The 23,269-nt window shown below is 56.6% G+C and carries 15 protein-coding genes and 2 tRNA genes; 10 read left to right on the top strand and 7 right to left on the bottom strand.

All coding sequences use genetic code 11. The annotated features are described in order from the left end of the window. Nucleotides 1–57 precede the first annotated feature (57 nt). Nucleotides 58–732: a GcrA family cell cycle regulator gene (locus BUQ90_RS13445; RefSeq protein WP_074205671.1), complete on the bottom strand. Its 675-nt coding sequence runs from the start codon at nt 730–732 to the stop codon at nt 58–60. A 148-nt stretch (nt 733–880) separates the two neighbouring features. On the opposite strand from BUQ90_RS13445, the gene BUQ90_RS13440 reads away from it, so the two are divergent. Continuing rightward, a complete protein-coding gene (locus tag BUQ90_RS13440) occupies nt 881–1,738 on the top strand; it encodes an ABC transporter permease (RefSeq protein WP_074205670.1) in 858 nt (285 codons plus the stop codon). Nucleotides 1,739–1,771: 33 nt separating this feature from the next. Here the strand turns inward: BUQ90_RS13440 and hspQ are convergent, their stop codons facing one another. Together hspQ and BUQ90_RS13430 are read right to left on the bottom strand one after the other, a co-directional pair. After that, nucleotides 1,772–2,152 carry a heat shock protein HspQ gene (hspQ, locus tag BUQ90_RS13435; protein WP_074205669.1) on the bottom strand — a complete coding sequence of 127 codons (381 nt, stop codon included), beginning with the start codon at nt 2,150–2,152 and terminating at the stop codon, nt 1,772–1,774. 74 nt (nt 2,153–2,226) lie between these two features. Next, nucleotides 2,227–2,317 (bottom strand) — tRNA-Ser (locus tag BUQ90_RS13430). 268 nt (nt 2,318–2,585) lie between these two features. Between BUQ90_RS13430 and BUQ90_RS13425 the strand changes: the two genes are divergently transcribed. The 8 genes from BUQ90_RS13425 to BUQ90_RS13390 all read left to right on the top strand — a co-directional run bounded on the left by BUQ90_RS13425 (nt 2,586) and on the right by BUQ90_RS13390 (nt 13,918). Then, nucleotides 2,586–4,289: an HAD-IB family hydrolase gene (locus BUQ90_RS13425; RefSeq protein WP_084192804.1), complete on the top strand. Its 1,704-nt coding sequence runs from the start codon at nt 2,586–2,588 to the stop codon at nt 4,287–4,289. Between the two features lie 9 nt (nt 4,290–4,298). Next, on the top strand, nt 4,299–6,641 hold the full coding sequence (locus tag BUQ90_RS13420) for a glycerol-3-phosphate 1-O-acyltransferase (protein ID WP_074205668.1): 2,343 nt from the start codon (nt 4,299–4,301) through the stop codon (nt 6,639–6,641). A gap of 21 nt (nt 6,642–6,662) precedes the next feature. Beyond that, nucleotides 6,663–8,228 (top strand): WS/DGAT/MGAT family O-acyltransferase, encoded by a 1,566-nt coding sequence (locus BUQ90_RS13415; protein ID WP_084192803.1) that lies wholly within the window; start codon nt 6,663–6,665, stop codon nt 8,226–8,228. 86 nt (nt 8,229–8,314) lie between these two features. Beyond that, nucleotides 8,315–9,811 (top strand): DUF3336 domain-containing protein, encoded by a 1,497-nt coding sequence (locus BUQ90_RS13410; protein WP_074205667.1) that lies wholly within the window; start codon nt 8,315–8,317, stop codon nt 9,809–9,811. Further along, on the top strand, nt 9,808–10,662 hold the full coding sequence (locus BUQ90_RS13405) for an alpha/beta hydrolase (protein WP_074205666.1): 855 nt from the start codon (nt 9,808–9,810) through the stop codon (nt 10,660–10,662). The genes BUQ90_RS13410 and BUQ90_RS13405 overlap by 4 nt, the downstream gene beginning before the upstream one ends. A 27-nt stretch (nt 10,663–10,689) precedes the next feature. After that, complete coding sequence (locus tag BUQ90_RS13400; protein WP_074205665.1) at nt 10,690–11,619, top strand: alpha/beta fold hydrolase; 930 nt, start codon at nt 10,690–10,692, stop codon at nt 11,617–11,619. Nucleotides 11,620–11,678: 59 nt separating this feature from the next. Next, nucleotides 11,679–12,680: an NAD(P)H-dependent glycerol-3-phosphate dehydrogenase gene (locus BUQ90_RS13395; protein WP_074205664.1), complete on the top strand. Its 1,002-nt coding sequence runs from the start codon at nt 11,679–11,681 to the stop codon at nt 12,678–12,680. A 284-nt stretch (nt 12,681–12,964) separates the two neighbouring features. Continuing rightward, nucleotides 12,965–13,918: a crotonase/enoyl-CoA hydratase family protein gene (locus tag BUQ90_RS13390; protein WP_074205663.1), complete on the top strand. Its 954-nt coding sequence runs from the start codon at nt 12,965–12,967 to the stop codon at nt 13,916–13,918. An 8-nt stretch (nt 13,919–13,926) separates the two neighbouring features. Here BUQ90_RS13390 and BUQ90_RS13385 read toward each other — a convergent pair whose 3' ends face one another. From BUQ90_RS13385 to putA, 3 genes are all read right to left on the bottom strand, one after another. Continuing rightward, a complete protein-coding gene (locus BUQ90_RS13385; RefSeq protein WP_074205662.1) occupies nt 13,927–16,542 on the bottom strand; it encodes an ATP-binding protein in 2,616 nt (871 codons plus the stop codon). Between the two features lie 2 nt (nt 16,543–16,544). Continuing rightward, the gene (locus BUQ90_RS13380) at nt 16,545–18,701 is read right to left on the bottom strand and encodes a GGDEF/EAL domain-containing response regulator (RefSeq protein ID WP_074205661.1); all 2,157 of its coding nucleotides are present in this window, start codon (nt 18,699–18,701) and stop codon (nt 16,545–16,547) included. A gap of 109 nt (nt 18,702–18,810) precedes the next feature. Then, nucleotides 18,811–22,524 (bottom strand): bifunctional proline dehydrogenase/L-glutamate gamma-semialdehyde dehydrogenase PutA, encoded by a 3,714-nt coding sequence (gene putA / locus BUQ90_RS13375; protein WP_084192704.1) that lies wholly within the window; start codon nt 22,522–22,524, stop codon nt 18,811–18,813. 105 nt (nt 22,525–22,629) lie between these two features. Between putA and BUQ90_RS13370 the strand changes: the two genes are divergently transcribed. Continuing rightward, entirely contained in the window at nt 22,630–23,112 is a 483-nt protein-coding gene (locus tag BUQ90_RS13370) for an Lrp/AsnC family transcriptional regulator (RefSeq protein ID WP_074205660.1), read from the top strand. A 29-nt stretch (nt 23,113–23,141) separates the two neighbouring features. Here BUQ90_RS13370 and BUQ90_RS13365 read toward each other — a convergent pair. Then, a tRNA-Pro gene (locus BUQ90_RS13365) sits at nt 23,142–23,218 on the bottom strand. Between the last annotated feature and the right edge of the window lie 51 nt (nt 23,219–23,269).

The raw sequence follows: 23,269 nt of genomic DNA, 5'->3' as shown, positions 1-23,269 counted from the left end.
TCTTGCTGGCAAGAGGCTTGTTCAGCCTCCTGCGATCAGCATGACTTTTGTGTCAGATTAACGGACCCGTGGACCACCAAATGGCAGTGGCGGAGGCGGACGGCGGGTGCCGCGCGGCAGTTGGGCCTGGAACGCCCGGCCACAATGCTCAACGCAATAGGGAAAGCCCGGATTCACTTCCTTGCCGCAGAAATGAAAATCCGGTTCACCAGGGTGATTCATCGGCCAGCGGCAGATCTTGTCGTTGAGATCGAGCAGGCTGGTCTTGTCCGCAATTTCCTCGCTCGGCTTGGCCGGAACCAGTCGCCGGGGCGGTGCCGGCGGGATCGGGGCCTGCTGATCGCCGGGACCCTGACGCAAAAAGCCGCCTGGACCAACGGAGACGATTTTGGGGCCGTCCTGTTTGGGCGCCTTGGACTGCTGGGCAGCATGGGTGCGTGCAGCCGGCGTTGGCGGCGGCATGGCGCGCCGGGCCACATGTTCTTCCTTGGGCTTTTTGGCTTTGGCGGTTTTCTTCGCTGCCTTTTTCGGTTTGGCTGCCGGTTTCGCACCTTTGGCGGTCTTCGCCTTGGATTTCACCGGGGAGGGACGGGATTTCAGCCCCAGCCGGTGCGCTTTCCCGATCACGGCGTTGCGGCTCACTCCGCCCAGTTCTTCCGCGATCTGGCTGGCGGTCAAGCCTTTTTCCCACATTTTCTTGAGGTGATCGATGCGTTCGTCGGTCCAGGCCATATAGTTTCCGTTCTCGTTTCTTCCTTGCGTCCCATATAAGCGCTCTCGGACGCAGATCAATGTTACTTAGGCACGGTTTCGGACATTGCCGATACAGTGTATTTTATGGGGTTGTGCTGGTTCGCCAGAGCCGATAGGCGAAAAGCCCATGTCAGACCAGCCCAAAAATGCAAATACCTCCGTTCCGCAAAATGCCGGACCCACTTATAACGAGCCGGGTGTCGCGGTTATTCGCGGGGTCAACTGGGGTGGTTTTCTGGCCCTGTACTGGAAGGAAGTGCGCCGGTTTTTCAAGGTTCAGCTGCAAACGGTCTGGGCCCCTTCGATAACCACATTGCTGTTTCTGGTGATCTTTACCGTGGCATTGGGGCGCGGGGACCGGATGGTTCTTGGCGTTCCCTTTGCCGATTTCATTGCCCCCGGCCTGATCTGCATGGGCATGATCCAGAATGCTTTTGCAAACAGCAGTTTTTCCCTGCTTGTCGGCAAGATCCAGGGGACAATTGTGGATTACCTGATGCCACCTCTGTCCATTGGCGAGTTGCTGGGTGGTCTGGTCGCGGCCGCCGTAACCCGGGCGGCGCTGGTCGGCTTTGCGGTCTGGCTGGCCATGGCGCTGTGGCCGGGAGTCCAGGTTTCCGTAACCCACTGGTGGGCAGTGATCTGGTTTGGCCTGATGGGATCGGTCATGCTTGCGCTTCTCGGCGTGCTGACATCGATCTGGGCGGAGAAATTCGACCATGCTGCTGCCGTCACCAATTTTGTCGTGGCTCCGCTGGCGCTGCTGTCCGGAACCTTTTACTCGATCGACCGCCTGTCACCCGCGGTTCAGGCCTTCAGTCATGCCAATCCGTTTTTCTACGCCATCTCGGGGTTCCGGTACGGATTTTTGGGCGAATCCGATTCGCCGATTGTAACCGGTTCGGTGGTGCTGTTGGTGATCAACCTGCTGCTTACGGCGATCTGCTATTACCTGCTGAAAAAAGGCTGGAAAATCAAAAGTTAGCGCCGGGCTTCTACGATCCCGAGATTCTGGCCCTCAATGGCGGTGAATGCTGTGCAACCGGTATTTGCCATCGGCCAGTGCATGAAACATCCGTCCGACTTCCGGATGCATGACCGGCTCCCCGCTATCGTCTTCCAGCAGGTTCTGCTGGCTCACATAAGCGACATAACTGCTGTCCGCATTTTCCGCGAGCAGGTGGTAAAACGGCTGGTCCTTGGCGGGTTGCAGGTCTTTGGGGATCGACTCGTACCATTCCTCGCTATTCGCAAATACGGGATCGATATCGTAAATCACCCCGCGAAAGTCGAACAGCCTGTGGCGCACCACGTCGCCAATGGCAAAGCGCGCGTCAAGAACAGGAGGAGTGCCTTTGGGCAGGGGGTTGGTCGAAACCAAATGTCTGGTTGCTGTCATGCCATCAATTTAAGCCGATACGGGGGATATGCAAGAGCGCGCCTTGGAGGGGCCGGTTTGCGGAAGCTGTTAGATGGAGGTGCGTGAGGGATTCGAACCCTCGGTACGCGTGAACGTACTTCGCATTTCGAGTGCGACGCCTTCGACCAACTCAGCCAACGCACCTCACTAACAGCGCGTCCCATTAACCGCAGCGGCCCGGTTCTGCAACCCTGTTCGCGGGGCGTTTTGGACGCGGAAGAGGAAACCCGCGCTTGCAGTTTCCGCTTTTTGCGGATTTCGGCGGATTTTTCATCAAAACTGAACCATTTCCGGACAGAGAAGCCATTCCGGGCAATTAATCCCCGCCTAACCCAATAAAGGGTGGGAAATGCAGCATAATTTTGGCACAAAGGAATTTGGCTTGGCGAGATTGAAGGATCAAGGGACGGACATGGCTGATCACGACTCCCATTTGCAGGATGTACTGAACGCGCCGGAAGGTCCCCATATCGGTGCCCTTTTTGATTTTGACGGGACCATTATCGCCGGATATTCGGCGACCGCGCTGCTCTGGGAAAAGATCAAGCGCCGCGAGATGTCTGCCGAAGAACTGGTTGAGACAGCCAATGTCATGGCGCAATATTCGATGGGAAACATGGGCTTTTCGGGCCTGATGTCCTCGGCCTCCCGCTTGCTCAAGGGCGTCACCGAAGACAGCTATTTCGAATTTGGCGAGGAGCTTTACGAAAAGCATATCGCACGGAAGGTCTATCCGGAATCGCGGGCGCTGATCGACGCCCATCTTGCCAAAGGGCATACGGTGGCGATTGTTTCCTCGGCGACCATCTACCAGATCGAACCGACCGCACGCGATCTCAACATCGAACATGTGTTGTGCTCGCAATATGAAGTGGAAAATGGCGAGTTTACCGGAGAGATTATCCGCCCGCTTTGTTTTGGTGAGGGCAAGGTGCTGGCCGCGGAAAAGCTGGCCCAGGAGAAGAATCTCGATCTTTCCAAAAGCTATTTCTATTCTGACAGCTATGACGATATCGAGCTGCTCGAACATGTCGGCAAGCCGCGGCCGCTCAATCCCAACAGCAAGCTGACTGCAGTGGCTGAAGAGCGGGGCTGGCCGATCCAGAAATTTGATAGCCGTGGCCAGGTGAAACCGGTGGACTATGTCCGGACCATCTATGCCACCGGTTCGCTGATCGGATCCGCCGTGGCCTCGCTGCCGATCTGGGCGCTGACCGGATCGCAGCGCGAAGCGATGAATTTCTCGACCGGATTGTTCGGCGATTTTGCGACGGCGCTGACCGGCTGTGAGCTGGAGGTTCATGGCGAAGCCAATCTGTGGAATGCCCGGCCCTGCATCTTTGTGTTCAATCACCAGAGCAAGGCGGACGTCATGATCCTCGCCAAGCTGATCCGCAAGGACATGGGCGGCGTCGGCAAGAAAGAGATCCGGGATACGCCAGTCATTGGCAAACTGATGGAACTGGCAGGCACGGTGTTTATCGATCGTGCAAACGCCAAAAGTGCGATCAAGGCCATGGAACCCCTGATTGAAGCAATTGAAGTCGACAGGAAATCGATTGTGATTGCGCCAGAGGGCACACGGACCCTGTCGCCGCGGCTTGGGCCCTTCAAGAAAGGCGCGTTTCACATGGCGATGCAGGCGGGTGTGCCGATCGTCCCGATCGTGATCCACAATGCCGGCGACATTGCGCCGAAGAACGAATTTGTGATGCGCCCGGCGAAAGTACGAGTGGATGTCCTGCCGGCGGTGGACACCAGCGAGTGGTCGGTCAAAACCATTGACCAGCATGTTGCCGAAGTCCGGGGCATGTTCCTTGAGGCGCTGGGGCAGGATGATGAGGAAGCGGCACTGGAAGCGCTGACGAGCAAACCCGCCCGCAAAGCAGCGGCGAGGAAAACGGTAAAGGCAACCACGCCCGCCAAAAGTCGTGGGAAGACAGCGGCTTCGGTCAAGAAAAAGGCTGTGCCCGCCAGGAAAACCACCGTGCGGAAAAAGTCGACGACCCGGCATGCTGCGGCGAAACCGGGAGCCAAACGAAAAACTGTCAAGAAACCGGCCAAACGCAGATCACCAAAGGCCGGGGCCAAAAAAGCAGGAGCCGGGAAAGCATAGTGAGGCGCCATGGATGAAGCGGCGGCAATAGCCAGAACCTTACCCCTGGTCAGACAGGGGCCAAAGCTGTTTATCATTGACGCCCGCAACGGGGTAGAACGCCGCTATCTTCTGGATTGGCTGCATACCAGTCTCGCAGAAGGTGGCCCCGGCCGCGAAATCAATTGGGTCAGCCTCCCGATATCCGATGAACGGGCGCGGCTCAGACTGAAATCACTGGAAGAAAAACTGGAGGGTGAACCCGATACGCTGGTGATTCCGGTTCGTATTGCCTGGCGCATTCCGAATTTTGAAAAAAGCCGGGCGCTGAAGATGCGGCATATCCTGTTCGGTGATCCCCGGACGCCGGGCAGCTTTCGCGCCAAGACCATTTTGTGGCGCAACAAGCGCCGGGCCCATTGCCTGACCGGGCAGCCCGCCACCATCGGTGAACTCCGGCAGCGTTTTGAACAGCAGGACATATCAGGCGAAAATCCCGGTGAGACGGAATTTGCCCGCTTTGTCGTTCGCCAGGCGGGCCTGGTGCTGGATATTGAAGAGCGCGGTCTCCGGGGGCGGCGCTACAAGGTTCCAAAATTTGTCGCGGACAGCCTGCGCACCAGTCCGAAATTCCGCGCAGCGGTAACCGAATTGTCGGAAGACCTCGGCAAGCCGGAATCCGCGCTCTACGAAGAAGCCGGCAAATATATGAAGGAGCTGATCGCCCGGCCCAGTGCGCTGTTTATTGACATGAAAGCTCGGCTGGACCGGTTCATGCTGTCGCAGGGATATGAAGACGATGTGGTGTTCAACAAGAATGAACTGGCGCGTCTGCGGCGAACCATGCGGGATCATCCGACATTGCTGCTGTTCACCCACAAGACCTATATTGATGGCGTGACGCCAACTGATCTCGCTTATCAGAACGACCTGCCAATGGTGCACGTGTTCGGCGGGATCAATCTCGATTTCTTCGGACTCGGGTTCATGCTGCGCCGCGCCGGCACGATCTTCATCCGCCGGAGCTTCGAGAACAACCCGCTCTACAAGCTCGTGCTGCGTCACTATGTCAGCTATTTGCTGGAAAAACGGTTCCCGATGACCTGGGCTTTCGAAGGCACCCGTTCGCGTCTTGGAAAGCTGATGCCGCCCCGTTATGGGCTGCTCAAATATGTCATGGACAGCGCCAATGCCAATGACATCAGAAATGTCCATATCATCCCGGTTGTGACCAGCTTTGATCTGATCCGTGATGTCGAGGAATATGCTTCCGAACAGACTGGCAGAGTAAAAAAGGCGGAGTCACTGGGCTGGTTCTTTGGATATCTGCGGAGCCTGCGTGAACCCATGGGCAAGGTCTATGTCGATTTCGGCGAGCCGGTTATCGTGGATCAGGCGCCGGAACCGGATGACCGGCTCAACCTGTCAAAAATTGCCTTTGAAGTCGCGGTCGAAGCCAATCGGGCCACACCACTGACCATGACATCGCTGATGTGCCTGTGTCTGCTGGGCACGGCGCCGCGAGCGATGACGGCCGAGGAATTGCGCTCGGCGCTGACATTTTTCGTAAAATGGGCGCAAGACCGGGACATCCGGATCAGTGAGGATCTCACGACGGAAAAGCTCCAGACCGTTCAGGGCATTGTCGACACGCTGGTCAATAGCGGATTGTTTGTCCGCTATGACAAGGGCTCGACCACCGTTTACGGCATCGAGCCCGACAAACATCCGCTGGCGAGCTATTACCGGAATTCGATAATCCATCATTTCCTCGACAAGGCGATCATCGAACTGTCGATTCTCAAGGCCCGCGAAGAGCGGGACAAGAAAGCCGAAGAGGTTTTCTGGTCGGAAACCGAGCGGTTGCGCGACCTGTTCAAGTTCGAATTTTTCTATCCGTCGAAAGAGGAGTTTCGCGAAAATCTGAAAGCGGAGCTGGCAAGAGCCTGTCCGGACTGGGAAGAGAAATTGCAAACCGGTGGTCCGATGCTGAAAAGCCTGACCAACCGGTTTCAGCCGTTGATCGGCCACGCTGTATTTCTGCCCTTCGTCGAATCCTATACCGTTGTTCTGGACATCTTGAGCCGTCTGGAAAAAGGGCAGGTGATTGACCGGAAGACCTGTGTTGAGGAAGCTCTGGTCGAAGGCCGGCAACTCTATCTGTTGCGCCGGATCACCAGTGAGGCGTCGATCGGGAAGATCCTGTTTGAGAATGGTTTCCGGATGGCTGCCAGCCAGGGGCTGACCGGAGAGACCACGGACGAGTCCATTGCTGCGCGCAAAGCGCTGTTGCGCAAGTTCCGGGCGCTGTCACGACGCATGGAGAAATCGCGCCTGGAAGTTCTCAGCCTCGCCGACAAGATTTTTGACTGATCCCCCAGCAAAGGAATGACGATGACAGACAGCAGCGAAGACAGACATATCAGTCAGCTCAGCGCCCAGGATGCGCAGTTTCTGTACATCCAGTCTGCCACCAATCTGACCCATGTCATGGCGGTTTACATCTATGACCCGTCAACCGCGCCGGGCGGCAAGGTCCGGTTCAAGGACATTATCGAACATGTGCGCAACCGCCTGCACATCTCGCCGATGTTTCAGCGCAAATTGTATCGTCTGCCGCTCGACATAGACCATCCTTATTGGGTTAAAGACGAGCATTTTGATCTCGAGGCGCATATTTCACACAGCCGCCTTCCAGAACCGGGGGACTGGCGGCAATTCTGTATCCAGGTCGCACGTCATCACAGCAAACCGCTGGACATGAACCGGCCGCTCTGGGACATGTATGTCATTGAAGGTCTCGATAATATTCCGGGATATGCGAAGGGCAGCTACGCCATTCTGACCCGGATTCATCATTCCACGATTGACGGCACGTCAGGCGCGCACTTTTTTGCCGCGTTGTCCGACAAGGATACCAAGGGAACACCGGCTATCCCGATGCCCGAAAACACTGAAAAACCGCCGGAACTGCCAACCGCCACGGAAATTCTGAACCGGGCGATCAACAGCACCGTGACATCTCCCGTGAAACTGGCGCAGGCCTTCATGAAATTTGCCCCGGCCATTGTTTCGAATACGCAGCAAAACCTGCTCAATGGAAGCGAAGAGCGCGACAGCAGTATTCCGGACACGCGGTTCAACAGCGCTGTAACGCCGCACAAAATGTTCGATGCCATCACCTTTGATCTCGAAGAGCTGAAAAAGATGCGGGCGCTGGCCGAAGGGTCCACAATCAATGACATCGTACTCGCAATCTGTAGCGGTGGCGTGCGCAAATATTTGATGAAACACAAGGAGTTGCCGAAGGAATCTCTGGTTGCCGTTGCGCCTGTCAACGCGCGGAGCCGGTCCGGCGAGGAATCCAATCCAGGCAACAATATTTCGGCGATGACAGTCAAAATCTGGTCCAATATCGCCAATCCGGTGCAGCGTTTGAAAGCCATTCGCGATACCACACGCGAGACCAAGGCAGCCAAGTCGGGATTGAGCGCGCGGATCATGACAGATCTGACCAAGCACATACCCGGTGCGCCCATGTCCGGCTTGTCCCGGATCCTCACCGACGAACGCTTTGCGCCGAAGATGAACAACCTGATGGTTTCCAACGTTCCCGGGCCGCAAATGCAGCTCTACATGAATGGCGCAAAGCTGACACATCAATATGGTCTGGCCCCGCTGGCCCATGGCATGGGGCTGTTTATCGCCACGCCGAGCTATAATGGCACAATCTCGTTCAGCATCATTTCCGACCGAAAAATCATGCCGGATATTGAGTTTTTCCGGGAATGCCTCCAAAAGAGTTTCGAAGAGCTACGTAAAGCCAAGCCTGAGGGGGGTACGAAACAGGGCACAACGAAGCGGCCGACGGCCAAAAAGGCTGCGGCAAAGGGTGACGCCGGCGTGATGTACCGGAAGGTGTCAAAGACACGGCGCACCGCAAAGCAAAGCAAGAAATAGCGAGGAGCGGAGACGAAAGGGTAACCAGCACGGACGTGCTGACGAAGGCCAGCATGCAAGCTGGTCCCAGAGTGAGTGAGTAGCGAATGATTCTGAATACAACCCTGAAAATGGAAAAGGCCATGGCCCAGGCGCAAAGCTATGGTGAATGGTCCAAGGCAGCCAAGGCCCATGACAAGTCCACTGGCGTGGATCTCTGGGTCAAGTCGGACGAAAGCAAGCATTTTGACCACAAATCGATCCGTCGCCGGCTGAAGCGGCTGTCGAAGCTCTGGAAAAGCCAGGACAATGCCGGGCTGCTTTATGCGCTGAACGAAGGCATTCACGGGAATATGGATGGAATGGGCAATGCCCGGCTCCATGAAAAAGCCCGGTTTGGCACCAAGCGCCTGATCCAGGATTATGTGGATGCCATCGTCAATTCGCTGGAATATCTCGCCAGCGACAAGGTTACGGACATTCCGTTCGAGGAGAAACTGGATTTCTTCCGGCGGGCGCAGCATTGTTACGGGCGCTCGGCCTTTTTGATGAGCGGATCGGGGGCTTTTCTCTATTTTCACCTCGGCGTGGCCAAGGCGCTGTGGCGTCAGGGTCTGCTGCCGCATATCATGTCGGGCTCCAGTGGAGGTTCGGTAGTTGGTGCGCTGATCAGCACGCATGTCGATGAAGACATGGAACCGTATTTTGAGCCGGAAAATCTGGTGATGGGAGATGAAGAGCCCGAGAATGATGGTGGCTTCGGCGGATTGTTCGGCGGTTCGAACCGGATGCGCGCCGACGAGATTGAAGCCCGTTTGTCCGAAATGCTTCCGGACCTGACCTTCCAGGAAGCCTATGAGCTGACCGGTCGGCATCTCAACGTGTCCATCGCTCCGGCAGAAAAGCACCAGACATCCCGGCTCCTCAATGCGATCGCTTCACCGAACGTCTATATCCGGGAAGCGGTGATGGCATCCTGTGCCGTTCCGGGCGTTTATCCGCCTGTGACTCTGGCTGCGAAAGATCACAAGGGCGAGCGTGTACCCTATTTGCCCAACCGCAAATGGGTGGACGGATCTGTCACCCATGATTTGCCGGCAAAACGACTGGCGCGGCTCTATGGTGTCAATCACCACATTGTCAGTCAGGCCAATCCGCTGATCACGCCTTTTGCCAGCGACGTAAGCCAGCAGAAAACCGCAATGTCGGCCATTCGCAACGCATCGACCGCAACGATGAAGGCCTGGCTCAATGCCAATGTCTCGATCATGCAAAAGCCATTGTCTTTCTTCCCCCGGCTGAACAGCCTCGCGAACATGACGCTGTCGGTGATTAATCAGGACTATACGGGCGACATCAACATCATTCGCCCGACCATGTTCTGGAGCCCGTCCAAGATTCTCAGCAACCTGCCGATCGAGGATATCAGTGAGCTGATCGATCTCGGTGAGCGCACAACCTGGCCGAAAATCGAAATGGTCCGGACGCAGACAAAAATCAGTCAGACCCTCGATCGCATTCTGTTCGAATATGAAACCGAACTGGCGCATGACCATGAACTGGCGCACGCCCAGGACAATGCGATGAAGAGGAAAATCGCTTGATCCACAGTGAAGGGACGCTGACCCTGCCAGCCGGCTCGGAAGCGGCGGGCGCCAGCCTGTTTCAGCAAAGGTGGCTGCCCGACACCAAGGCGCGGGCGGTCATAATTCTCGTCCACGGCTATGACGAGCATAGCGGTCGTTATCACCATTTTGCCGAGCATTGCGTGAACCGGGGACTGGCGGTCCTGGCGCTCGACCACTGGGGGCATGGCAAGTCGACCGGCGTAAACGGCTTTGTACCCAGATTTTCGGTTTATCATGATGGGCTGGATGCGCTTCTCGCCGATATCCCGGAAGTTCTTGCCAATGTGCCAAAAATTCTGGTCGGTCACAGCCTGGGAGGGCTGATTGCAGCAACATATCTGCTGGAACATCAGACTCGTTTTCAGGCAGCCATTTTGTCGGGGCCTGCGATCAAGGCGGCCGAAGAACCGTCGGCTACACTGAAGGCACTCAGTAAAATTCTGTCGCGGCTGACCCCGAAAATGGGCGTTATTGGTCTGGATGCAAATGCGGTCAGCAGGGATCCGCAAGTCGTGGCTGATTATCTGGCTGACCCCCTGGTTTCGGGTCAGAAAATCAGCGCACGACTTGGTCTGGAAATGATGAAGCGCATGGAACAAATCCAGGCGGAAGCCGGCAAGATCACATTGCCATTGCTGCTTGTGCACGGCAGCGAGGACAGCCTTGCCGCACCCGAAGGGTCGACGTTTCTGCACGAGAACGTTTCCTCGAGCGAAAAGAAGCTCACGATCTACCCGGACCTGTATCATGAGATATTCAATGAACCTGAAAAAGAGCAGGTTCTGTCGGACATGACCGACTGGATCGACAGGATCCTCGCTCAATAAATTTCGACCGGCACGGGGGCGGTTTGCATGACGACATTGCTTTACATAATTCTGGCGCTGATTGCCGCCATGTTGATTGTCTATTTTGCTTTTCCAAAAGCCCTTTATGGCGGTCTGCGCAACATGCTGCGACGGCGAGGCGGCCTGGTTGAAAAGTCCATCACTGTAGGTGATCATGTCTGGCCGTTTCTGGAAGGCAGGCCTGCGGAGGGCGTCCCTGTCGTGCTTTTACACGGATTTGGCGGGGACAAGGACAACTGGTCCGTCTATGCAGCGCATATTACCGGAACCCATCGATTGATTGCGCCGGATCTCCCTGGTTTTGGAGAAAATGACCGATCGCTGGATCGCGACTATGACATTGCTTCCCAGTGCCATCGGCTGGTGGCCTTTCTCGATGCGATGGGCATTACAAAATGCCATCTCGGCGGAAACAGCATGGGCGGGTTCATCGCCTTGCAGTTTGCCCTCGAATACCCGGACATGGTGGCATCTCTGACATTGTTCAACAATGCCGGTGTTGTTGGTGAAGACAAAAGCGAGCTGCAGATTGCCGCGGAAGACGGCAAAAATGTTCTCGCTCTGACTTCGGTGGAGGACACGACACGTCTGATGAAGTTTGTGGCGTACAAGCCGGTGGCGATGCCGGGACAGTTTCGGAAGCTGTTTTTCGAAGAAGCCAATGCCCACAAGGAACTGCTCGACAAGATTTTCTGGCAGATTGCCGGATCGGGCCTCAATGATCCACTGAACGACCGTCTTGGTGATGTTAAGGCGCCAACCCTGATCATCTGGGGGCGCCATGACCGGCTTATCGATGTCAGCTGTGTGAAGGTTCTCGCTGACGGTATCGAAAACAGCGAATCGGTGATATTTGAAAAGACCGGTCATATTCCGATGATTGAAAAGCCCAAAGAATCCGCGAGCGTGCATCTGGCTTTTCTTGCCAAACAGTGAAAACCTCGCCAGTCTGAGCCCAAGAGTTCCGTCAGGGAGCCGTGCAAGGGGAGAGGATAATGAAGCTGCGTGTTGGATTGCTGGGTGGGGGATCCTGGGGAACTACGGTGGCTTCGCTGGTGTCCCGCAACGCGCCGATCAAGCTTTGGGCGCGGGATGCGGAAACGGTTGATGATATCAACAGCAATCACCGCAACAGCAAATATCTTCCCGACAGCGTTCTGCCCAGGGAACTGAAAGCGACCGGCGATCTGGGCGAAGCAGTGGCGGATGCGGATGTGCTGGTGATGGGAATACCATCGAGCAATTTCCGGGCGGTCCTGGAAGAAGCCAAACAATATCTGCGTCCCTGGGTCCCGGTAATCAGCCTGACCAAGGGTCTGGAATTGTCGACCGGCAAGCGGATGACCCAAGTGATCGAGGACGTTCTGCCGGGACATCCGGTCGGCGTGTTGACCGGCCCCAATCTGGCGCGGGAGATCATGGCCGGGCAGGCGGCAGCCAGCGTAATCTCGATGGAAGACGAGATCATCGTCAAACAGCTGCAACAGCTTTTTCATTCCGGTTTGTTCCGGGTGTACACCAATACCGATCTGTTGGGATGTGAACTGGGCGGGGTGCTGAAAAACATTATCGCCATCGCGGTTGGCATGGGCGATGGCCTGGGGGCAGGGGACAATACCAGATCGGCACTGATCACCCGCGGTCTGGCCGAGATTACTCGTCTCGGCGTGGCGATGGGTGGACGGCCAGAGACCTTTGCCGGGCTTACCGGCATGGGCGATATGATCGCCACCTGTACCAGTCCGCTCAGTCGAAACCGGCATGTTGGTGTCGAGTTGGGCAAGGGCCGCAAGATCGACGAGATTATTGACGACATGCTGATGGTGGCGGAAGGCGTCAAAAGCGCACCGACCGTCATGGCCCTGGCAAAGGAACATGGCGTGGCCATGCCCATTGCAGAGGACGTTTTTGAAGTGACCAAGGGCAATCGCTCGGCGGTTCAGGCCTATCGGGGGCTGATCCGCGCGTCGGCTGGCGCTGAGTCGGACGCGGGCTAGTATTTGGAAACATTTGCAACCGGTTTTGATCATCCATGGCCGAGAGTGGCAAACAAGCGCAGGAACTACTTGGACCAAAACGGGGCTGTTAACGAATATTAACGCCCGAAATTGGTGCTAACTGGCGTAAAGATAAGCATATAATCCGTGGTGTTAAGCATGCTGGTCAACACTTGCAGTTTTGCTTGCTTCTTTTTGGGGCGGCCCATAAAATTCTCTTCCAACCGGATTGGGAAATGATAGGCCGAAGTTTCGTCGATCAGCCCATGATGTGGAGAGTAGATATGGAATTCAGGGGTCGGGCCGCCAATGATCGGGAGCAGAATGCGCTCTTTGACACGACCGAGTCTTTGATCCAGTCCGATCCGGTCTACGGATCCGATATCCTCGATCAGAAATTCAACGAAATCGAATTGCGGTTTGATCGTTCTGATCAGATTTTCTGGTGTTTCATGAACCAGAAATCCCGTCCCAGCTACACTTATGAACTGGGTGATGAAATTCAGTCGGTGCAGGACTGGATCAACACCAATTACGGATTTGACGTGACCAACAGTCGGGATCCGTTGCGCTATTTCGTATGCGGTTCACGGACGCCTGGAATTTACAATCTGGGCGGAGATCTGAAGCATTTTGCCGACTGCATCCGGCGGCGTGATCTTGGCGCTCTGCGGAAATATGCACGCACCTGTGTACACATGCAGCATGCCAACAGCACCGGTTTTGGCGCGCCGATCATTACCATGGCCCTGGTTCAGGGCGACGCACTGGGCGGCGGATTCGAACATGCGCTGGCATTTGATATCATCGTTGCGGAGAAAAGTGCCCGCCTCGGCCTGCCCGAAATCCTGTTCAATCTGTTCCCGGGAATGGGAGCCTACAGCTTTTTGCGGCAGCGACTGGGACGGCAGGATACCGAGCGGTTCATTCTCGAAGGCAAACTGTTCACGGCCGAAGAACTGTACGAGATGGGTGTCGTGGATATTCTCGCCGAAGATGGAGAAGGCGAAGCAGCCATCATCAACTATACCCGGCAAAACGATAAGCGTTTTCACGCAGAACGCGCCGTTTACCGGGCGCGCAAGATTACCAATCCGGTCAGTCTCGACGAACTGCTCGAAGTCACGGACATGTGGGCAGAAACGGCGCTGTATCTTGAGGATGCGGATGTCCGCAAAATGGAGCGGCTGGCTCTGGCGCAGGAACGTCGTATTCAACGATCACTTCGCGCCGTCTGACCTGACCCTCAACCGGATTGTCGCACGGCATCGTCATCGGAGGATTCTGTATCCTCACCCGACACGGCATCATCCATATTGCGGAAATATTCCGTAATCTGTCCGACCTCGCTTCGGACCAGTTCCAGATGTTCTTCCGCATGTGCGGCAAAATCCGGTTCGGTGATGACCTCAAGTCGCGCGCAGATTTTCGAGAGCATCATGGCGCCGACATTGTTCGCGCCGCTCTTGAAGGCGTGCGCATGGAAACGGAATTCGTCGATATTCCCGGCAGCAACGGCTTTTTCGAGGGCCTCCATGATGGTGGCCGTGTCTTCCAGATAGGCATCGATGATCGACTGGACGAAATCCCCGTCCCCGATGGAGCGCAGATAGTTTAGCTGGCTCGGATCGATGGAAACCGGTTGCTCCGCAACGCCTTTGTCGGTTATCCGGGTGACGGTGCTGAACGGATCGGTTGTTGCATCGACCACATCCGGACTGACCTCGCTGCTGGTCAGGCGTACAATCGTTTCCAGCAGCGGCCCAGCTTCGACCGGTTTTGTGAGTCTGAGATCCATTCCGGCATCGAGACATCTTTTTTCGGTTTCGTCGGTCGAGTCCGCTGTCAGGCCAATGATCGGAACATGGGCCCGCGATCCTTCAATCTGCCGCCACATCTTGCAACATTCAATGCCCCCGAGGCGCGGCATGTTCACATCGAGGAAGACAATGTCAAAGGCCTCGTTCTCCAGCTCATCCAGCGCCTTTTCACCATCAGGAACCACGGTTACGGAATGGCCCGCATTGCTGAGGATGGTTTCCAGAACCATCTGGTTGGTGCGGTTGTCGTCGGCGACCAGCACGCGTTGCGGGCGGGCTTCGAGGAAGATATTCTCACTGACATCCTCGGCAGACTTCAGACTGCGATTGAACGAGCAACCGATCTGGACAACGCTGCGGATGGTTTCAAAGTCGGGTGTTGACGGCAGCACGGATGCAAATGCCGCACGAAGCTCGATATCCTCAAGGTCACGGCTGCCCGAGCCGGAAAGGAGCACAGGTGGCAGTTTCGCCTCCCTGAAGATGGACCAGAGTGCATGTTCCTCATCATATTGCGCCGCAAATTCTCCGCCCAGAACCGCGACGTCATAGTCCGCCAGATCCCGGTTCCCGATCAGCTGGAGGATGTCGGTTCCCGGCACATGCATGACATGATCAATTCGGACGGACTGGCCGTCGGCAATGTCAATCTGCGGGGCCTCGGGTGAGTTGCCCAGCGAGAGAATATGAACTTTTTCCGCGTCACTGTCGCGCCCGGCCTGTTCGGTATCGGCGAATGCGATGGGACAGGACAGGGTGAAAACGCTGCCGACGCCGGTTTTGCTCGACAGCGAAACGTCGCCACCCATTTGCTGGGCAAGTTGCCGGCAGATGGCAAGGCCGAGACCGGTGCCACCGAATTTGCTGACGACAGAGTCATCGGCTTGCTGGAACACGCCGAATATGCGCTCCTGCGCATCTTCGGCAATGCCGGGACCGGTATCGGCGACAGAACACCAGAGACTGTCGCCATCCTTGTCCTCCTCATATCCGCATTTCAGCAGAACGAATCCGCTGTCGGTAAACTTGACCGCATTGCTGGTGAGGTTGATGAGGATGTTGCGGATATGATCGACCTGTCCGACGGCGATACGATCGCTCATGGGTTCGGCCTGCAAATGGATGACCAGGCCTTTTTCCTCGGCGGCAATCTGCATGATGTCGCGAACGTCGGTGAGCAGATCGACTATCGAAAAATCTACCGGTTCGGGCAATTCTTCCTGGGAGTCCGACTTGGCGAAGCTGAGCAGCTGATTGATCAGATGCAGCAGGTGGCGACCGGCGGACACGCTGGTGCTGATCATCTGCTGCTGGCTTTCCGGCATTTTCATGCCCAGCAAATGCGTACCATAGCCGATAATCGCATTGAGCGGGGTCCGCAGCTCGTGGCTGATGCTGGCGAGGAACAGGCTCTTCGATTTGTTGGCCGCTTCTGCCTCTTCTTTCGCCTGGGAGAGTTTCGTGATCAGGGTGGAACAGTAAGAGGGAATGACTGCCAGACCGATCAGCAACCCGATCGACAGTGACAGATTCTCCTGCCAGTAGGGGACATTATATACTGTCCAGCCGAATGACAGCGTCGCCAGACCGGTGGCCACAAACAGCCAGCTTATGCCGAAGCGAAAACCATATCCCAGGATAACCCAGAGATAGATCGGATAGAGTGCGGCCAGGCTGGCACCGCCAACGTGGAACAGATAGGTACCAGCACCGAAATCATTGATGATGCCCGCCAGCCGGCGCACCGTGCTGGGACGCCGGTCGAACCGGTAGGCGATGGCAATCATCAGGCTGACCATGAAGTGGATCTGGAACGCGATCATGATGTCGGGGGCCGCATCAAGAAACCATGCGATCGACGATGCGATGATGATCAGCACGATCCGGTTGATGATCATTTCATGTTCGCGGTCCTGGGCATGACCCAGCCCGGCATGATGGCCCTTGTGGCCACGATGTCCGTGGTGGCCCTTGTGTCCGTTATGCCGGTGCGAATGATGTTTGCCGGATTTCCCTTTTCCGGCATGTTTGCTGGTCAGCATGATTATGATCCACCAGCGGACCGTGCGGTTCCAAAGCCTGCATTTTCAAAAAGCCGGGGCAGATCGTCCGCCTTTTGCGGACGGGCAATCTTGAAACCCTGAATTTCGTCACAGCCCGAAACCTTGAGCAGTTCCAGCTGGGCGTCATTCTCCACACCCTCGGCAATAACCCGCATATCGAGCGCATGGGCGAGATGGGCAATGGTTCCGATAATCGCGCGGTCTGCCGGTGAGTGTTCGATCCGGGAAATGAAGGTCCGGTCGATTTTGAGGCAGTTCGCCGGCAGATCCCTCAGATATTGCAGCGAGGAATATCCGGTACCGAAATCATCGATGGAAATACCGACACCGGCATTGCGCAGCTTGTTCAGCGTGTTGCTGACCCGTTCATTGTTGTCGAGCAACAGCTCTTCCGTGATTTCCACGACAATCTTGGAGGGCTCAATGCCATTCTCTTCGATATTGCGCAGGATTTCTTCGCAGACATTCTGGTTCTGGAACTGGCGCGGCGAAACATTGATCGCAACACGCGGCAGAATGATGCCATCTTCCTCGGACACGCGGATCTGGCGGCAGACTTCGCCAATGACCCATTTGCCAAGAATGTCCATGAGCCCGGTATCATCGGCCACCTGGATAAACTGTTGCGGCAACAGGCGCCCTTTTTTCGGGTGATCCCAGCGGATCAACGCTTCCAGTCCGACATATTCGAGGGACTTCGCATCGACGATCGGCTGATATTCCAGGGCAAACTGTTTCTGCGAAATGGCATCCCGCAGCTCGTTTTCCAGCGCAGCATTGGCCTGAGCGATCTGGTTCATGCCTTCAGAGAAGAAGCGATGACAATTGCGGCCATTGGCCTTGGCATCATACATGGCGAGGTCCGCCATGCGGAGCAGCTCTTCATATTCGTTGCCATCTTCGGGAATCAGGCTGACACCGATGCTGGCACCGATAACCTGGTCGACACCACTTATCGAATAAGGTTCGTTGATCGCGGACAGGATCTTGAGGCAGCGGGAATTGATCGTCTCGGCGCCGCTGATATTGTTGAGAATGATGGCAAATTCATCGCCCCCGATACGTGCCGCGAAATCACTGGGCCCGAGGATGGAGGTCAGCCGTTCGGCCACTTCGCGCAGCAGCGTGTCCCCGGTATGGTGACCCCGGGTATCGTTGATGGTTTTGAACCGGTCCAGATCGAGCAGCAACAATGCCGCCTCTTCCTCGCTGTTGGTGCAGGTTTCTATCGCCGTCCGCACTTTCTCCGCGAGCAATACCCGATTGGGCAGGCCGGTCAGCATGTCGTGCAGAGCGAGATGCGTCCGGTGTTCTTCGGCGAACTTGCGGGCCGTGATATCGACCGCGGTGGTGAGGACGCCAATGGTTTCACCCTTGTGGTTGAGCAGCGGCGACTTGTTACAGTGGAAGATCAGGTCGACACCATCGCTGGTGAATTTTTCCTCATAGTGCGGGATCGCCTGTCCGGACTTGAGCACGATATCATTGCGGCGATCGGAATTCCGCTTCAGCTGCGGTTCCAGAAAATCACTGAATTCATGGCCGACCATCTGATCCGGCGTCTTGTCAAACAGGGCGGACTGGTAGGCATTGGTGAACAGGCATTTGCCTGATCGATCCGTCGCGTTGATCATGATCGGGATCGTGTCGATGATCTGCTCGAGCATGCTTTTGCCGGTATTGGTGTCCTCGGCCTGCTCGCCGACAGCAGCGTGCTTGCGTTCGATCTCCGAGGCACGCTGACGCAGATTGACGCTCTTTTCGCTCTTGCTCAGCAAGGACATCGCCCGGTTGCAGAATTCCACATGGGATACCGGGCTCTGCAGAAAGTCCGTGGCCCCGGCATCAAGCGCCGAGAGGCGACATTCGCGGTCCTGATGAGCGGTTATGACGATGGCCGGAACATCATTGCCGGTCGACATCGAGCGGACTTTTTTGATGAACTCCGCACCGTTCATTTGCGGCATGCGATAGTCGACAATCAGCAGATCTGCGCTGTTGTTGCGCAGCCAGTGCAAGGCTTCGACAGGATCAGCGAACGTAACGGCAGAGTATTTCTCTCCCATTATCGTCACAAACTGGGCGTAAATCCGGAGATTTGTCGGCCTGTCATCCACAATCAGAACGCGCGTTGTCATAGGTTGGCATTAGCTGCCGATAATCAAAATAAGGTTAACATCAGTTTGGTGCTAAAAATGCCGGTTTTGTGCCCGGTCCGCCTGAAGCTGTTCCTGCCGGATCGCAGTGCTACGCGTTGAGCAATTTTACATCGCCACCGGCCGCGGCGATATTGTCCGTCACGGTCTGCTCATGGACATAACGATCCCAGCTGTCATCCGGGTGCAAAATCGCTATGATTGCGCCCTTTCTTTGGGCCAATATCGTGCCGATTTCGAGAATTTCCGGATCGTCTTGATCGAGGAGAACAGCATCAATTGGCTGGTTCAGCAAGATATCCCGCAAGTCTTTCGGGTCCGGCAAGCTGGCAACCTGAAGGATATCTGGGTTCTCAAAGAGTTGGCCGAAAATGCTAAACTCCCCCTGATCCACCAGGTTGTGATCACTTGTACAAATGTGGACCACGGCGTTTCCTGTCAGGATTGAACGGGTCCAGGCGGGGATGGCCCGTTCGGCGTCGCTGATCAGTGAAAGCACCACACCGCGACCGCGCAGATGGTATTGGTTGGTTTCACCGGCAGGTGAGGGCAGAATGGTCTCAGCCGCCATGAACTGGCTGATGGGCTGGGCTTGCTGATCCAGGAGTTTCCGCCAGTCACCGTCCGGAACATTGTCCGGCAAATCCGGCATGTTCATGGCAGGCATCCGGCGGCCCCAATTCTTTTGGGCGGTCTTGGCTCGGGCGATCAACTCGCCGATGTCGCCATGTTTAGAAGCTCCGGCTTTGCCGAATTTTGGCAGCACGGCTGGTTGTGCTGTGTTCGCGGGTGGTTTGCTCAACCGGTTGAGATAGAGCGGCCCGCCGGCCTTCGGACCGGTCCCCGAGAGCCCGGCACCGCCAAAGGGCTGCACGCCAACGATCGCCCCGATCTGATTGCGGTTGATGTAGATGTTCCCGACATGCGCGCGTTCCGCCATGTCCCGACAAATCGTGTCGATCCGGCTCTGCACGCCCATGGTCAGACCATATCCGCTGGCATTGATCTGCTCGATAACCTGCATTCTCTCACTTGCCCGGAAGCGCACGACGTGAAGGACCGGACCGAAGATCTCGCGCTGGAGATCTGCAAATTTGTCGAGCTCATAGGCCACCGGAGCAATAAAGGTTCCGTCCGGCAGGGATGTTGCCGGTGCTTCTCCGATCTTGCTTGCGGATTGTTCCAGGTGGTTGATGTGATCGGCAATATTGTCCCGCGCAGTTGCATCAATGACCGGGCCGATGTCGGTGGCGAGACTGGCCGGATCACCGACGGTCAGTGCCGCCATTGCCCCGCCCAGCAAACGGATCATCTCATCGGCAATATCCTCCTGGACACACAGGATGCGCAACGCCGAGCAGCGTTGACCCGCGCTCTGAAAGGCAGAGGATATCACGGCGTCCACTGTCTGCTCCAGCAAGGCGGAGGAGTCCACGATCATGGCGTTTATGCCCCCGGTCTCGGCAATCAGGGGCGCCGTGGCCCGACCTGTTTCGGCCATGCGTGCGGCTATCCGCCGGGCTGTAGCGGTTGAACCGGTGAAACAAATACCGGCCGTTTTCGGGTGGGCAACCAGACTTTCACCGACAAGAGCACCATTGCCCGGGACAAAATTGACGACTTCGGCGGGGATCCCGGCTTCGTGCAGCAGTCTCACGGCCTGCGCCGCGATCAGAGGCGTTTGTTCGGCCGGCTTGGCGACGGCAGTGTTGCCGGCTGCCAATGCGGCGACGACCTGGCCGAGAAAAATGGCCAGCGGGAAATTCCACGGAGAGATGCAGACAACCACACCCAGCGAATGGCGGTTCGAAAACGTCTCGCTGCGGACCTGCGCGGCATAGTAGCGGCAGAAATCGACCGCTTCGCGGACTTCGTCAATTGCGTCTTGCCAGGTCTTTCCGGCCTCCCTGATGGCCAGATCATGGAAGATGTCGGCTTGCTCCTCCAGCAGTCCCGCTGCGCGGTCCAATATGTCTGCGCGTTCTGCTGCAGGCCGACCGGACCAAGATGCAAATGCGGAGTCAGCGGTCTGGATTGCCAGTTCTGCTGTTTCCGCGGAGGCTGCCTGGACTTCTCCGACGACCTCGCTGCGGACTGCAGGATTTCGCACATTTTCGGCGGTGCCGTCATGACGTCGTCCGCCGATCAGCGGGACGGCAGTGAACTTTACCTGGCGTGCGCCAGCTATACCGTCGGCAAATTTCCGGCGATCCAGCGGACAGGACAGATCCCGGCCGCGGGCGCTTTCCCGTGTCTTGCGGAGATATTGCCGCGGTTGAGGGATATTCGCATTGGGAATATCATTATACCGGTTCAGGCTGTTGACCGGATCACGTGACAGTAGCGATGCATCCACAGCGGGATCTGCCAGCTTGTTGACGAAAGAACTGTTGGCACCATTTTCCAGCAATCGGCGGATCAAATAGGAGAGCAGATCTTTCTGGGTTCCGACCGGCGCATAGATGCGGCTGATGATGTTCGGCTCTGCGAGGATTGTGTCGTGCAGTTGCTGACCCATTCCGAACAGGCGCTGAAATTCGAGATCGCGGTCATCTCCGGCGAGTGCGCGGATGGCGGTGACGCTATGGGCATTATGCGTAGCGAATTGCGGGCTAAACCGGTCAGGGTGGGCGAGCAGCTTTTTCGCACAGGCGAGGTAGCTGAGGTCGGTCATTTCCTTGCGCGTGAATACGGGGTAACTGTCCAGCCCCATTTCCTGCGCACCCTTGATTTCGCTATCCCAGTAGGCGCCCTTCACGAGGCGGATGAAAAGCGGTGCGCCGAGACGTTCCGCTTGCTCCGATAGCCAGAAGAGCAGAGGCATCGCCCGGCGCTGATAGGCCTGAACAACGAAGCCGAGGCCATGCCAGCCTTTCAGCTCCGGTCGGGAGATCAGCGAAGACAGTACGTCCATCGAAATATCCAGCCGCTCGGCCTCTTCGGCATCGATGGTCATCTGGACATTGGCCGCCCGGGCTTTCACCGCGAGCGGGACGAGCAGGTCGGCGATTTCCGGAACGACGTCCTCGGCCTGGGCAAATTCATAGCGTGGATGGAGAGCGGACAATTTCACAGATATCCCGTGATTATGCCGGGGATCAGCCGAACGGGCATCGGTGCAGACATTGTCTAGTGCCCTGACATAGGCGGCATAATAGCCTTCTGCATCACTTTTCGTGCGCGCGGCTTCTCCCAGCATGTCAAACGAGAACAGATAGCCTTTGCGGCCATATTGGCGGGCCCGGCTCAGCGCTTTCTCCAGCGTCTCGGCAAAAACAAATTGCCCGGAAAGTGCCCGGATCGCGAAGCGGGTGCCGAAGCGGATCAGGGCATTGCCGCATTGCCCGATCTGCCGGAGGGGGAAGGGAAGTGGCTTGCCGGACCAGCCCAGCCACTTGTCAGTCAGGTTCAGCGCATGCCCGGACAGGCGCATCGGCAAGGAGCGGCCGGCACCGGTATGGGCCAGCCAGTTTCTGCCTGCGATCTTGTCCCGGATCAGCTCGTCAGCGGTGCAGGAATCGCTGGTCCGCGACAGGGCTTCTGCCAGCCGCATCAGCTGAACACCTTCGTCGTTGGACAAGCCATATTCGGTCAGGAACTGGTCAATCAACGGTCGACCTTGACCCGCACGCAAGTTGACGATGAGTTCGCGGCTGCTGACCGCTATTTCTTGCCAGCGCTCTTCATCGAGGCCGAGATAATCAGACAATTCACGAAACAGCTCTTCTTCATCCCGCAAAGTGGATTCGGCGATCTGGTCGCGCAAATCCCGGGTGGCCGAATCAATTCTGCGGTGCTGGTTCATGTCCACAAGCTATCAGCGCAGTTCAGGCGTTTCTGTCCGACTTGTGCTTTTTGGCAGGACATATTACCAATTATCTGAAGAAGAATAGGAAAATGATACTGGACTATGACGGAAGACAGAATATTGGACCGGCATGACTGGCGCATTCTTGATGCGGTCCAGGCCGACGGCAAAATCTCGCTGGCCGATCTCTCGGAGAAGGTCGGCCTGTCCCGGACACCTTGCCAGATCCGCCTGCGTCGGCTGGAAGACGAAGGTTTCATCACCGGCTATCATGCCCGTCTCAACATGCGCATGATCCGGAAAAACTATGTGGTGTTCATTCAGGTGAAACTTGAGGGCACCAGCCGACGGCATCTCGAACAGTTCAATCGCGCCGTGCGGAAGATGGACGCGATCCAGTCCTGCCACATGATGGCCGGCGGTTATGACTATCTGCTGAAAGTGCGCTGCCGGAACATGGAAGAATATCGGGTGATCCTGACCGACAGCATCAACAATCTGCCGGGCGTGTACCAGACAACGACCTTTCCGGTGATGGAGGAAGTCAAACGCTCGCCCGGTGTCGATCTGTCGGCCCGGATCTGACGACTCATTTCCGGTTCTGAAGGGGGAAATGGTCGGGAAGAGAGGATTCGAACCTCCGGCCCCTGCCTCCCGAAGGCAGTACTCTACCAGGCTGAGCTACTTCCCGACGGCGTCTCGCGCTGTCATTTCCCCCGCTCCATAGGAGGGTCGGCCGCCT

Origin of the sequence: Parasphingorhabdus marina DSM 22363 (assembly GCF_900128895.1) — a bacterium.
GTDB classification, from domain to species: domain Bacteria; phylum Pseudomonadota; class Alphaproteobacteria; order Sphingomonadales; family Sphingomonadaceae; genus Parasphingorhabdus; species Parasphingorhabdus marina.
This window is presented reverse-complemented; position numbering and strand designations above follow the sequence as displayed.

What these genes read in the sequence shown, in the direction of transcription:
- BUQ90_RS13380 (WP_074205661.1), bottom strand. Translation starts at nt 18,701, where the DNA reads ATGACAACGCGCGTTCTGATTGTGGATGACAGGCCGACAAATCTCCGG.
- BUQ90_RS13395 (WP_074205664.1), top strand. Translation starts at nt 11,679, where the DNA reads ATGAAGCTGCGTGTTGGATTGCTGGGTGGGGGATCCTGGGGAACTACG.
- BUQ90_RS13410 (WP_074205667.1), top strand. Translation starts at nt 8,315, where the DNA reads ATGATTCTGAATACAACCCTGAAAATGGAAAAGGCCATGGCCCAGGCG.
- BUQ90_RS13400 (WP_074205665.1), top strand. Translation starts at nt 10,690, where the DNA reads ATGACGACATTGCTTTACATAATTCTGGCGCTGATTGCCGCCATGTTG.
- BUQ90_RS13445 (WP_074205671.1), bottom strand. Translation starts at nt 732, where the DNA reads ATGGCCTGGACCGACGAACGCATCGATCACCTCAAGAAAATGTGGGAA.
- putA (WP_084192704.1), bottom strand. Translation starts at nt 22,524, where the DNA reads ATGAACCAGCACCGCAGAATTGATTCGGCCACCCGGGATTTGCGCGAC.
- hspQ (WP_074205669.1), bottom strand. Translation starts at nt 2,152, where the DNA reads ATGACAGCAACCAGACATTTGGTTTCGACCAACCCCCTGCCCAAAGGC.
- BUQ90_RS13415 (WP_084192803.1), top strand. Translation starts at nt 6,663, where the DNA reads ATGACAGACAGCAGCGAAGACAGACATATCAGTCAGCTCAGCGCCCAG.
- BUQ90_RS13370 (WP_074205660.1), top strand. Translation starts at nt 22,630, where the DNA reads ATGACGGAAGACAGAATATTGGACCGGCATGACTGGCGCATTCTTGAT.
- BUQ90_RS13385 (WP_074205662.1), bottom strand. Translation starts at nt 16,542, where the DNA reads ATGCTGACCAGCAAACATGCCGGAAAAGGGAAATCCGGCAAACATCAT.
- BUQ90_RS13390 (WP_074205663.1), top strand. Translation starts at nt 12,965, where the DNA reads ATGGAATTCAGGGGTCGGGCCGCCAATGATCGGGAGCAGAATGCGCTC.
- BUQ90_RS13420 (WP_074205668.1), top strand. Translation starts at nt 4,299, where the DNA reads ATGGATGAAGCGGCGGCAATAGCCAGAACCTTACCCCTGGTCAGACAG.
- BUQ90_RS13440 (WP_074205670.1), top strand. Translation starts at nt 881, where the DNA reads ATGTCAGACCAGCCCAAAAATGCAAATACCTCCGTTCCGCAAAATGCC.
- BUQ90_RS13425 (WP_084192804.1), top strand. Translation starts at nt 2,586, where the DNA reads ATGGCTGATCACGACTCCCATTTGCAGGATGTACTGAACGCGCCGGAA.